The organism is Verrucomicrobiia bacterium, assembly GCA_036405135.1.
In the GTDB taxonomy this organism is placed as follows: Bacteria; Verrucomicrobiota; Verrucomicrobiia; order Limisphaerales; family JAEYXS01; genus JAEYXS01.
Map to the genome: position 1 here is coordinate 35,858 of DASWYF010000010.1, position 11,442 is coordinate 47,299.

At 58.0% G+C, this 11,442-nt stretch carries 11 protein-coding genes; 6 read left to right on the forward strand and 5 right to left on the reverse strand.

Annotated features, from left to right (window positions below; all coding sequences use genetic code 11):
* Nucleotides 1-8: 8 nt before the first annotated feature.
* From VGH19_04185 to VGH19_04210, 6 genes are read left to right on the forward strand one after another with little or no spacing between them, the layout of a single operon-like run.
* Nucleotides 9-476, forward strand: a complete 468-nt coding sequence (locus VGH19_04185; protein HEY1170547.1) for a chemotaxis protein CheW — start codon at nucleotides 9-11, stop codon at nucleotides 474-476.
* Nucleotides 473-1,789: a CheR family methyltransferase gene (locus VGH19_04190; GenBank protein HEY1170548.1), complete on the forward strand. Its 1,317-nt coding sequence runs from the start codon at nucleotides 473-475 to the stop codon at nucleotides 1,787-1,789. Before VGH19_04185 ends, VGH19_04190 begins: the two co-directional genes overlap by 4 nt.
* Complete coding sequence (locus VGH19_04195; GenBank protein ID HEY1170549.1) at nucleotides 1,786-2,469, forward strand: chemotaxis protein CheW; 684 nt, start codon at nucleotides 1,786-1,788, stop codon at nucleotides 2,467-2,469. Before VGH19_04190 ends, VGH19_04195 begins: the two co-directional genes overlap by 4 nt.
* On the forward strand, nucleotides 2,469-4,793 hold the full coding sequence (locus tag VGH19_04200) for a hybrid sensor histidine kinase/response regulator (GenBank protein ID HEY1170550.1): 2,325 nt from the start codon (nucleotides 2,469-2,471) through the stop codon (nucleotides 4,791-4,793). The genes VGH19_04195 and VGH19_04200 overlap by 1 nt, the downstream gene beginning before the upstream one ends.
* Nucleotides 4,790-5,827, forward strand: a complete 1,038-nt coding sequence (locus VGH19_04205) for a chemotaxis response regulator protein-glutamate methylesterase (GenBank protein ID HEY1170551.1) — start codon at nucleotides 4,790-4,792, stop codon at nucleotides 5,825-5,827. Before VGH19_04200 ends, VGH19_04205 begins: the two co-directional genes overlap by 4 nt.
* A 4-nt stretch (nucleotides 5,828-5,831) precedes the next feature.
* Nucleotides 5,832-7,862, forward strand: coding sequence for a response regulator (locus tag VGH19_04210; protein ID HEY1170552.1), 2,031 nt, complete (start codon nucleotides 5,832-5,834; stop codon nucleotides 7,860-7,862).
* 18 nt (nucleotides 7,863-7,880) lie between these two features.
* Here VGH19_04210 and VGH19_04215 read toward each other — a convergent pair whose 3' ends face one another.
* From VGH19_04215 to VGH19_04235, 5 genes are all read right to left on the reverse strand, one after another.
* The gene (locus tag VGH19_04215) at nucleotides 7,881-8,564 is read right to left on the reverse strand and encodes a sulfite exporter TauE/SafE family protein (protein ID HEY1170553.1); all 684 of its coding nucleotides are present in this window, start codon (nucleotides 8,562-8,564) and stop codon (nucleotides 7,881-7,883) included.
* 10 nt (nucleotides 8,565-8,574) lie between these two features.
* On the reverse strand, nucleotides 8,575-9,045 hold the full coding sequence (locus tag VGH19_04220; GenBank protein ID HEY1170554.1) for a FixH family protein: 471 nt from the start codon (nucleotides 9,043-9,045) through the stop codon (nucleotides 8,575-8,577).
* A 15-nt stretch (nucleotides 9,046-9,060) separates the two neighbouring features.
* A complete protein-coding gene (ccoG, locus tag VGH19_04225; GenBank protein HEY1170555.1) occupies nucleotides 9,061-10,515 on the reverse strand; it encodes a cytochrome c oxidase accessory protein CcoG in 1,455 nt (484 codons plus the stop codon).
* 155 nt (nucleotides 10,516-10,670) lie between these two features.
* Nucleotides 10,671-11,258, reverse strand: coding sequence for a cbb3-type cytochrome c oxidase N-terminal domain-containing protein (locus VGH19_04230; protein ID HEY1170556.1), 588 nt, complete (start codon nucleotides 11,256-11,258; stop codon nucleotides 10,671-10,673).
* Nucleotides 11,251-11,439: a CcoQ/FixQ family Cbb3-type cytochrome c oxidase assembly chaperone gene (locus VGH19_04235; GenBank protein ID HEY1170557.1), complete on the reverse strand. Its 189-nt coding sequence runs from the start codon at nucleotides 11,437-11,439 to the stop codon at nucleotides 11,251-11,253. The genes VGH19_04230 and VGH19_04235 overlap by 8 nt, the downstream gene beginning before the upstream one ends.
* Between the last annotated feature and the right edge of the window lie 3 nt (nucleotides 11,440-11,442).

Below are 11,442 nucleotides of genomic sequence, written 5' to 3' on the forward strand. Positions count from 1 at the left end.
GGCCTCCCATGCTACTGCTTTGTTTTGAAGTCGAAGGTGATGCTTATGGCCTGCCTGCACGGGCCATCAAGCAAGTGCTGCCCTTGGTCCGCCTCAAGCGCCTGCCCGGCGCGCCTGCTGCAGTGGCCGGTCTGCTAAATTATCGCACGCAAGTCATCCCGGTCCTAGATGTGCGCCAGATGCTCGCCGGTCAACCCAGCGTCTTCCGCCTCAGCACCCGCGTGCTCATCGTGGAATGTGCTGCGGCTGTCGGCAGCAATGGTTTGCTCGGCCTCATCGTTGAGCGCGCCACGCACACCTTGTCTGTAGAAGATTCCAAGTTTGATCCCGCACCCGTCCATGTGGCGGACAGTCCGTATCTCGGACCCGTCGCCCAGGTCGATGGCCGGTTGCTGCAACGCGTCGAGCCCGATGCCTTGCTCACCCCCGAGATTGTCGCCGCTTTAACGCAAGCGGCAACCGTTGAAAGCGCATGAACCTCGAAGCTTTCTCCGCCATTCTCCAACGCAGCAGCGGGCTTCAGCTCGATACGGTGGGCCGCCAAGGCGTGCAGAACGCGATCGAGGAACGCTGCCGCCGTCTGGGTTTGGAGAAGCCGGAAGACTATTTGCAGATGCTGGAGCAGGATGGCGAAGAGCGCCAGCGGTTGGTGGAAGTCGCCGTCATTCCCGAGACATGGTTCTGGCGCGATCCTAAAGCCTTTGAAGCACTCTCCAAAATGGCTGTCGAACGCATTGCGCAGAAACCTAATCTGCCAGTTCGTGTGTTGAGCATCCCGTGCTCCACTGGTGAAGAGGCTTACACGATTGTCGCCGCATTGACAGAAGCGGGACTCACAGCGGAACAGTTCGTTGTCGATGCCGTGGACATCAGCCGCAACTCGCTGCTCGCCGCGCAAGCCGCTCTCTATCGCGCCTATTCCTTCCGCAATGTGCCGGAAGTGTTTCACGAAAAATATTTCAAGCGGGAAGGGGACTGTTGGCGCCTCACCGCTGAATGGCGTCAGGCCGTGCGTTTCCGTCAGGGCAACTTGCTGACCATGGAAAATTTCATAGGCACTGCGCCCTATGATTTCATTTTCTGCCGCAATCTGTTGATCTATTTTTCGCGCGAAGATCAGGCGCGTGCCCTGAAAAACCTCACCTCGCTGCTGCAACCGGAAGGCGTGTTCTTCGCCGGACCGGGTGAAGGCGGGGTGATGATGAGTTCCGGCTTTCATCCCTTGCGCATGTCGCATGCCTTCGCCTTCCGCCGCATGTCCGCTGCGGAAGCTCGTAATAGAGCATTAGCCGATGGCGCTCCAGTCCCTGCATCTCCCCAAAAGCCTGCTCCCTCATTGGTGAAAGCCCGCGCAGCGCAGACGACGAGATTGCGACAGGAAGTCAAAAATCCCCCAGCACGTCCGACGGCCTCTCCGCATCCGTCACCAGAGAAAGCAGCTCCCGCGACGGTCGAACCCATTTTGGAGCAAGTCCGAAAAATGGCGGATACCGGAGATGCTACGGGTGCGGAAGAAAAACTTCGCGCCATGCTCGCTGGCGGAAGCAATGACCCTGATGCGTTTTATCTGATGGGCCTGCTGCAGGATGTCCGTGGTGATGCCGTTGGTGCCATCACGAGCTATCGCAAAGTGCTCTATCTCGCGCCGGATCATCATGAGGCCATGACGCATCTTGCGCTCCTCCTCGAATCCCGGGGTGATCATGCGGAAGCTGAACGACTGCATGGTCGTGCCGCGCGTATCCAGAAGAAAACCGGAGCCCGCTCCGCAACCAGGGTTAACGCGTGAGCCGAAATATTTCTGACACAACACCGGTTGCCGGTGAGAAACTCAACAGTTGCTGGAAGAATATCGGCGTCTGGGGCGATCGCAGTTGCCCGGAATTGCAGAAGGTTGGTCATTGCTACAACTGCGGCGTGTTCACGCAGGCCGCCCGACAGTTGCAGGACCGTCCCGTGCCTCCGGATTATCTGGAAGAATGGACGAAGCATCTCGCCCAACCCGCCGTAGATAAAAAACAAGCCACGGTTTCATGGCTCGCCTTCCGCGTCGGTGCTGAACGATTGGCTTTACCGCTGGCTAACGTGGTCGAAGTCACGGAAGAACGCCCCATTCATCATCTGCCACATCGTCGCAATCCCGTGTTGCGCGGCCTGATCAATGTGCGCGGTGAATTGATCGTCTGTGTTTCTCTCGGTGCGTTGCTCGGTGTTGAGCCTGCGAAAGAAGAAGCCAAGTTGCGTCGTCGTGTGCTCGTGCTCCAAGGCCGTCACGGCCGCTATTGCATGGTCGCTGATGAAGTGACCGGCACGCTCGCTGTGGCCGCGAATGAATTGCAGCCTTTGCCCGCCACCTTGAGCCGTGCCCAGGCGCATCATACGGAATCCATGTTGAACCGCGATGGTGTTTGGATTGGTTGCCTGTCTGCGGGCCGTTTGTTTGCCGCTTTAGATGATGTCATCAAATAATGAGCACTGACTTCAATGACATGTCGATGTTCGACCTCTTCCGCATGGAAGCGGAGAGCCAGACATTGACGCTGACGAACCAGTTGCTCGCGCTGGAGCAGGACGCGCGTTCGCCAGCCGCCTTGGAATCCGCCATGCGCGCCGCGCATTCTTTGAAAGGGGCAGGGCGCATCATCGGTCTGGATGCCGTGGTCGCCGTCGCACACAACATGGAAGACTGCCTCGTCGCGGCGCAGAATGGCAAGATAGTGCTCGAACCGGCGCAGATCGATGACTTGCTCGGCGGTGTGGATCTGCTCAACCAGATTGCCAATACGAAGGAAAGTGAGCAATCGCGATGGACGAAAGATTCTCCCGAAGTGACGACGTTCGTGGATCGCATGAGGCAGATCACGAGCGGCAAGAAAGAAACGCCCAAAGCGGAAGCTCCGATCGCAGCTCCTGTCGAGACGGTTAAGCCTGTCGCCGCTCCAGTTGCCTCTGTTCCGCCTTCTCCTGTAACGCCGACACTACAACCTGCCGCCAGTCCGGCAGTGGCGAAGACCGTTGCAGATAAAGAACCTTCTTCGCCCAGCGTGGATGCCGATCGCGCCTTGCGGGTCACGGCGGCAAACCTGAACCGCCTGCTCGGTCTCGCTGCGCAAACACGTATCGATTCCCGTCAATTACCCTCGCAGATCGAGGCCTGCCAGCGCCTGCGTCGCTCGCACGATGACATCTACCGACTGTTGGAGAACATGCGTCTGTCTTCCAGCCAGCAGATGGAGATCGATTCCTCCAATCAGCTTGGCAATGTGCTCACGCAGATCTCGCGCTATCGCGAGCAAGTCATCGAACAACTGACTGAGCTGGATGCCTTAGCACTGCGTCTGGGCAATCATGCGGAACGTCTCTATCACGAAACACTTTCCATCCGCATGCGCCCGTTTGCCGATGGCACGCAAGGCTACCCGCGTCTCGTGCGCGACATCTCGCGTCAGTTGGGCAAGGAAGTGCAGTTCGAACTGCGTGGTGGCGATACCACTGTGGATCGCGAAGTGCTGGAAAAGCTGGAAGCACCGCTCACTCAGCTTCTCCGCAACGCCCTCGATCACGGCATGGAGACACCTTCCGAACGACAATCCAATGGCAAGTCTCCATCCGGCATCATCACTCTCGAAGCCCGTCATCACGCGGGCCGCTTGGAAGTGACCGTTTCCGATGATGGTCGTGGCATCGATCACGATCGCCTGCGGGCGACCGTTGCCGCTCGCGGCCTTTCCGCTGGCGATACCGTAAAAACATTGTCCGAAGCCGAGTTGCTCGAGTTCCTTTTCCTCCCCGGCTTCTCGATGAAGGAACACGTGACGGAGATTTCCGGTCGCGGTGTCGGTTTGGACGTCGTGCGGAACACCTTGCGCGATCTGCGCGGCACCATCCGCATCGTCACCGCGCTGGGCAAGGGCACACGCTTCATCCTCACGCTACCGCTCACACTTTCCATTGTGCGCGTGCTGTTGGTGGAAGTGGCGGGAGAGAAATACGCCTTCCCGCTTGCGAACTTGCAGAACATCTTGCACGTCTCGGCGCAAGACTTGCAAACGCTCGAAGGCCGCACTTGCTTCACGCTGAACGGCACACAGATCGGCCTGCTGTCCGCCCGCCAAGTGCTTGAATTAGATAACGCCGGTTGGCCGGAAACCCTTTCCGTGATCGTCATCGGTTCAGGAACGGACCGCTACGGCCTCGTGATGGACAAAGTGCTTTGCGAAACCGAACTCGTCGTGCAACCGCTTGATCCGCGCTTGGGCAAGGTGCAGGACATCGCCTCGGGCGCATTGACTGAAGAAGGTGAACCAGTGCTCATCTTCGATGTGGAAGATCTGCTCCGCACCGTAGAACGTCTCGTCGGCACCGGCAGCATCGTCGCCGCGACGAAGACGACTGCGACCGCTGCTCGCAGCACCAAGCGGCGTATCCTCGTGGTGGATGATTCTCTCACCGTGCGCGAACTCGAGCGCAAGCTCCTGCTTAGTCGAGGTTATCACGTTGAGGTGGCTGTCGATGGCATGGATGGTTGGAATGCCGTGCGCTCCGGTCATTTCGATCTCGTGCTGACGGATGTGGACATGCCGCGCATGAACGGCATCGAGCTCGTCACGCTCATCAAACGCGACAATCGCTTGCGCGATATGCCAGTGATGATCGTCTCCTATAAAGACCGCGAGGAAGACCGTCGCGCGGGCTTGGAGGCAGGCGCGGATTATTATCTGACGAAAGGCAGCTTCCACGATGACACCTTACTGCAAGCTGTGAGCGACTTGATCGGGGAGGCGAACGCATGAGGATCGCCATCGTCAATGACATGCTGCTGGCTGTCGAAGCGCTTCGCCGCGTATTGACCGCTTCAGGACGTCATACCGTGGCGTGGGTGGCAGTGAACGGCGCGGAAGCAGTGGAAAAGTGTCGCAATGACCGCCCCGACCTCATCCTCATGGACCTCATGATGCCGGTGATGGGTGGTGTGGAAGCCACGCGGCTCATCATGCAGAACAGTCCCTGTGCGATTCTGCTCGTGACTGCTTCGGTAGACAGTCATGTGTCCCAAGTTTTCCAAGGTCTTGGTGTAGGAGCATTGGATGCCGTGAACACTCCTGCGTTGTTCGATGCCGGGAAGAGCATGGAGTCCCAAGCGTTGCTCTACAAAGTGGACATGCTTGCCAAGCAGTTGCTGGCGCGCGGGTATCAACCGCCGGTTTCGACACTTCCGATGGCGCCGCCAGCCCCTAAGCCTGTGGCGGGAATTGTGGTTATTGGCGCTTCCGCTGGTGGTCCTGCTGCGCTTGCCACAGTCTTAGGGCAGCTTCCGTCAGATCTGCCTGCCGGAGTCGTCATCGTGCAACATGTGGATGAGCAATTTACGTCCAGCATGGCCAGTTGGCTTTCCACCCAGTCCCGTTTGCCGGTTCGGCTGGCGCAGGAAGGGGAAAGTCCCGTTCCGGGCGTGGCTCTTTTGGCTGGAAAGTCACAGCATCTGGTGTTTAGCTCTGGACAAAATCTGTTGTATACTGAACATCCAGCCACGGCTATTTACCGGCCTTCGATCGATGTGTTTTTCAACAGCGTCTGCGATCACTGGTCGCGCCGCGTCGTCGGAGTAGTTTTGACGGGGATGGGTAGTGATGGTGCCAAAGGGCTGAAGCGTTTGCGCGAAACCGGTGCGCATACCATCGCTCAAGATCAGGCGACTTCGGCTGTTTACGGGATGCCGAAAGCCGCTGCTGCCTTGGGTGCCGCTGTGGATATCTTGCCGTTAGATGGGATCGCACCGGCGATCGAACGGCAGGTGCGCCGGTGGGCGGCCAATCCGAATTTTTAATGTCATGAGCGTCAACACGGACTTTCAGACCATGGTCTTGCTGGTCGATGACCAGGCCATGGTGGGTGAGGCGATCCGCCGCAGTCTCGCCGGCGAGCCAGACATCAATTACCATTACTGCTCCAATCCGCACGACGCTCTCCAAGTAGCCCTGCAGATCAAACCCACCGTCATCCTGCTCGACCTCATCATGCCTGGCATGAGCGGATTGGACCTCGTCAGGATTTTCCGTCAGGAACCACGCACGAAGTCGATCCCCATCATCGTTCTCTCCACGCGTGAAGAACCGGCTACGAAGAGTGAAGCGTTTGCCGCAGGGGCCAGCGATTATCTTGTGAAGCTCCCCGACCGTGTCGAACTCATCGCGCGTGTCCGTCATCACACGCGTGGTTATGTGAGCCAGTTGCAGCGTGATGATGCGTATCGCGCCTTGCGTGAGAGCCAGCAACAGCTCGTGGACAGCAACACGGCTCTTATTTCTCTGAACCAGAAACTGGAGCAAGCCACACAAGCGAAGTCCGAGTTCCTCGCGAACATGAGCCATGAGATCCGCACGCCGATGAACGGTGTGATCGGCATGACCGCCTTGCTGGGGGATACGGAGCTGACGCTGGATCAGCGCGACTTCGTGGATACCATCCGCAGCAGCGCGGAATCCTTGCTCACAATCATCAATGACATCCTCGATTTCTCGAAGATCGAGTCCGGATTGCTGGAGATCGAGCAACATCCGTTCGAGATCCGCACGTGCATCGAGGAGGCGATGGACCTCGTGGCGCAGAAAGCGGCGGAAAAGCACATCGATCTCGCCTGCCTCATTGAGCCGTCGGTTCCCTTGCAGATAGCGGGAGACGTGACGCGCTTGCGCCAAGTGCTGGTCAATCTGCTGAGTAACGCAGTAAAGTTCACCCCCAAGGGTGAAGTGATCGTACGCGTGCAAGAACGTGGCCCCCTCATCCACTTTTCCGTGCAGGATTCAGGCATAGGCATCCCGGTGGACAAGCAGGACCGCCTGTTTAAATCGTTCAGCCAGGTGGATGGTTCCACGACGCGCCAATATGGTGGAACAGGTTTGGGACTGGCCATCTGCAAACGGCTTACCGAACTCATGGGCGGTGAGATCTGGGTGGAAAGCGTGGAAGGCAAAGGAGCCACATTTCATTTCTTGATCCGCGCCCAAAGTATCGACAGCCACGGAGCAGGGCTGACCCGCCCCGGCCAGATATTGGCAGGCAAACGCATGTTGCTGATTGAGGACCATGCATCATCACGGCTCGCTGTGTTTCAAGCCGTTCACGGCTGGGGCATGCATCTCAGCGAAGCCTCGACTGAGAATGACGCACTCATCGCGCTCGGCCAGTCCCCTCGACCGGATGTGATCTTGATAGACCGGGAGTTGCCCGGAACCACCGCTGAAAGCGTGATCCGCCGTATCCGTTCGCTGCCCGGCGGTCAGCCACTGCCGATCGTTCTCCTGGCGGCGAAACGCCTCAGCCCGGCGGACAAATCGCTTGCCGATCTGGGGGTGCAACTCAGCGTTTCCAAGCCATTGAAGCGTTCGAACTTGCTGGACGTGTTAACACGGGCCTTGGCCAGCAATGAAACGCTCCGGAAAGCGACCGGAGCTGGTGAGATAGACAATAGTTTGGGCAGCCTGATGCCCATGCGCATTCTCCTGGCAGATGACAATGTGGTGAACCTCAAAGTGGGCCAATCTTATCTCCAGCGGATGGGGTATCGTCCGGAACTGGCCAACAATGGCCAGGAAGTCCTCCACGCCTTGGAACAGCATCCCTTTGATATCATCATCTTGGATGTCCAGATGCCAGTGATGAACGGCTACGATGCGGCCCGAGAAATCCGCAGCCGCTATGGTGATGACATCCGTCCGCGTATCATCGCGGTGACGGGTAACGCGATGTCCGGCGACCGCGAGAAGTGTATTGAAGCGGGAATGGATGATTACATCGCCAAGCCCATCCGCCCGAAGGAGCTTGAAGCAGCGTTACGCCGCTGGGGCAAGAGATCCAGCTAAGATCTTTTCAGTGAGTGTTCAGTGGCAATGAGGGCAGCCGCCCGCCGTAAGAACGGGGCTCACATAGGGAATCCCCAGCTCCATTCCCCGCAGGATGAGCAAGACGCCGAGCACCGCAAGGCTGATAGGCACCAGCCTCTGCAGTTTGAGATTCAGCATGCCTTGCAGTTTTCGTCCCGCCAATCCCATGCCCAGCATCACCGGCAATGTTCCCAGTCCAAACAGCGCCATGGAGAGCACACCCGATTGCAGACTGCCCGTTGCCGCCGCCGCAGTGGCCGCCACGTACACCAAGCCGCACGGTAGCAGCCCGTTCAAGGAACCCAGCAGAAAGAGCGAACCAAACGTGCGCTGTTGCAACAGCCGCCCGACGCTGGACTTCAACCACACCACACTCTTCGTGATCGGCAGACCCAAGCCCACCCGCAGCGAAGCCACCAAGCCCAGCAGAATGGCCACGCCTGCCACCAGCGACACCCATTTCTGAAAACCCGCCAAGGCAAAGCTTTGGCCCAACAGCCCAAATACCGCGCCCAGCAACGTGTAAGTCAGGATGCGCCCGAGATTATACAACAAGCGGCCCAGCACGAAATCACCCCGCGTCTTGCCCGCCACTGGCAATGCCAGCGCCAAGGGACCGCACATGCCGGCACAATGCAGGCTGCCGACGAGTCCGAGCATGAATGCGGTCCAAAGTTCCATAACGGTCCCCTTACAGCTTGCCGACCAGCACCACCGATTGATCGAAGTAATACTCCGCCTCGCCCAGTCTCCAGCTCACGCGCAGCTTCCACAGCCCGCCTTTGAGTTCGGAAGCATCGATGCGTTGCAACCCGCTCTCGTTCACCGCCAGCGTCAGCTTCTTGTCTAGGCTGGCATCGGAGGGGCGATACAATTGCACCTCACCCGTCGGTTTGCCGGTCGCATGTTCCGTCGGCAGCTTGAAAGTCAGGCTCGTCGTATCGGTGGTCACCGTGATATCCTGACGCAACTGCGCGGTGCGGTTCACGCGGTCGATCTGCTGCTGATGGCGCAGCTCTTCCTCGTAATAATCCTTCCGCACCAGGTCCATGTTGTTACGCGTGGCTACCACGGCCCAAGCTGTCATCGCTGTGATGAAGATCACGAACCATGCGATGATGGCGTAGGGCCAAGGATTGCGTTTCACATTTTCTGTTTTCATAAAAATCCTTTCATCTCATTTCCTCGGCCCTACAAAAGCTGTTTTCACCGTCTCCAAAAGTTTGCCGTGCGAATACACGCCGATCTCAAGATGCGTGCTGGCTCCGTCCAGATCCTCTTCTTCCAGTTCGATCAGCACGGACGTCTGCGCGGAATTCTCCTTGGGCACGATGAATTCGCCCGCGCCCAGCACTTTCACGGTGCCTTCACTGTTAAGCAACCGCAGCTCTACCGCGATGTCATGTCCCGTCTTGTTCACCACGCGCAGCGTGTAGATGTTGCTGATACGGCCTTCGCCCGCTTTTTGAAAGAGCGAGCCCGGTGCCCGCAGCAAGGCCGTCTCCACATCGGACCGGGTGAACACCAGCACGAGGAACAGCGTGATCAACGCCGTCAGGATGACGGAATACAGCTTCATGCGGGCGGTGAATTTGAGCGATTCCCCTTTCTCGATGCCGTTCAACGAGGCGTAGCGGATGAGCCCGCGCGGCTGGCCCACCTTGTCCATGACGTTGTCGCACGCATCGATGCACGCCGTGCAGTTCACACACTCCATCTGCACGCCGTTGCGGATGTCGATGCCTGTCGGACAAACTGCCACGCATTGATGGCAGTTCACGCAATCTCCCTTGCCTCCCGCCTTGCGTTGCTCAGGCGCTTGCCCGCGCTTCAACGGTGCCCGGCCCTCACCGCGTTTGTAGTCATAGGCGACGACCATCGTGTTCTCATCCAGCAGGGCGGACTGGAACCGGCCATAAGGACAGATGAACGTGCACGCCTGCTCGCGGAACCGCGCGAAGATCGCGAAGAACAGCAGCGTGAACAGGATCATGAACGTCAGCCCCGTCACGTGGTTCCGCGGATCATCGGTGATGATCTGGAACAGCTTGTCGCTGCCCACGATGTAGCTGAACAGCGTATTGCCCACGATGAAGGACAGGACAAAGAACACGCCATACTTGCTCACGCGCTTCCAGATCTTGTGCGGGCTCCACGGCGCGGCGGCGAGCGCCCTCTGCTCATGCGCATCGCCGTCGATCCAGTATTCGATCTTCCGGAAGACCATCTCCATCATCACCGTCTGCGGGCAGGTCCACCCGCACCACAACCGTCCAAACGCCGTGGTGAAGATCATGATGCCCACGAAGAACACCAGCATCGCCACCGCGAAGATGAATGTGTCCTGCGGCCAGAAGATCTGGCCCAGGATGGAGAACTTCCTCTCTACGATGTTGATCATCAGCAGCGGATTGCCGTTGATGCGCACGAACGGGCCGACGAACATGATCGCCAGCAGCACCCAGCTCATCCACGTGCGCCAGCGGAACCATTTCCCATCCACCTTCTTCGCATAGATCCACTGGCGATAGCCTTTCTTGTCTGCTGTGCCGATATGGTCGCGGAAATCAGCAGGGTTGGCCTGCTGCTGAGCGCTGAGAGGATCGTAGGGTTCTTTTGAGGGAATGCTCATACGAATACTCCCGTTGAATCAATGCCCAATGACGAAATCCGAATGGCGAAGAAATGAACAAATGCCCAATGACCAATGCAGATACTTGCACTGAATGTTTGGTGCTTAGTCATTAGACATTCCTTCGTCATTCGTGCTTGGGCATTCGTCATTTATCACTCGAACTCGCTCGGCTTCTCCGGGCCCTTCGGCTGATTCTCCGGCGGTTTCGGATTCGGCGGTTGCGTGCCACGCAAGGTATAGATGTAACTGGCCACGGAGGTGATCTCATCCGGTTTTAGTACGCCGCGCCAGGTCAGCATGCCCTTGTCCGGCACGCCGTTGATGATGACTTTTACCGTGTCCACATAGTTGGAGCCATGGATCCAGAAATCATCCGTCAAGTTCGGCCCCACGATGCCGCCGCCATCGCCACGATGGCAGGGCGCGCAATAGGTGGTGTAAACCTGCGAGCCTTGGCTCATCACGGCTGGCTCTTTGGTGGGAACGAGCGATGCGATGTTAGCTTCGAACTTGGCGAGCGATGCGGTCTTGATCTCATCACCCGCCTTTTGTTCCTTCACATAAGCGGCCGCCTGCAAGTCGCCCATGTTGAACACATGATAGTAAAGCATGTAGCCGATGGAGAACGCCACGCAGATGTAGAAGAGCCACACCCACCAGCGCGGCAGCAGGTTGTCGAGTTCTTTAATGCCATCTGCTTCGTGCTCCAGCAGGATGGGCTGTTTTGGGTCGTTACTCATGGCGTGCCTCCGTGTTCTTGGTGCCGTCTTCCAGCGGAATCTGGCTCATCTGTTTCAGGAAAGGTTTCTTCAGGCACGCCGCATAGATCAGCGCACCGGCGAAGACCGCGAAGAACAGCAGAATCGAGATGATGCCGAAATTCTCGACACCACCGATATGGGTCAGAACATTCTTGATCATAGT

What these genes read in the sequence shown, in the direction of transcription:
- VGH19_04185 (HEY1170547.1), top strand. Translation starts at nt 9, where the DNA reads ATGCTACTGCTTTGTTTTGAAGTCGAAGGTGATGCTTATGGCCTGCCT.
- VGH19_04190 (HEY1170548.1), top strand. Translation starts at nt 473, where the DNA reads ATGAACCTCGAAGCTTTCTCCGCCATTCTCCAACGCAGCAGCGGGCTT.
- VGH19_04200 (HEY1170550.1), top strand. Translation starts at nt 2,469, where the DNA reads ATGAGCACTGACTTCAATGACATGTCGATGTTCGACCTCTTCCGCATG.
- VGH19_04205 (HEY1170551.1), top strand. Translation starts at nt 4,790, where the DNA reads ATGAGGATCGCCATCGTCAATGACATGCTGCTGGCTGTCGAAGCGCTT.
- VGH19_04210 (HEY1170552.1), top strand. Translation starts at nt 5,832, where the DNA reads ATGAGCGTCAACACGGACTTTCAGACCATGGTCTTGCTGGTCGATGAC.
- VGH19_04215 (HEY1170553.1), bottom strand. Translation starts at nt 8,564, where the DNA reads ATGGAACTTTGGACCGCATTCATGCTCGGACTCGTCGGCAGCCTGCAT.
- VGH19_04220 (HEY1170554.1), bottom strand. Translation starts at nt 9,045, where the DNA reads ATGAAAACAGAAAATGTGAAACGCAATCCTTGGCCCTACGCCATCATC.
- ccoG (HEY1170555.1), bottom strand. Translation starts at nt 10,515, where the DNA reads ATGAGCATTCCCTCAAAAGAACCCTACGATCCTCTCAGCGCTCAGCAG.
- VGH19_04230 (HEY1170556.1), bottom strand. Translation starts at nt 11,258, where the DNA reads ATGAGTAACGACCCAAAACAGCCCATCCTGCTGGAGCACGAAGCAGAT.
- VGH19_04235 (HEY1170557.1), bottom strand. Translation starts at nt 11,439, where the DNA reads ATGATCAAGAATGTTCTGACCCATATCGGTGGTGTCGAGAATTTCGGC.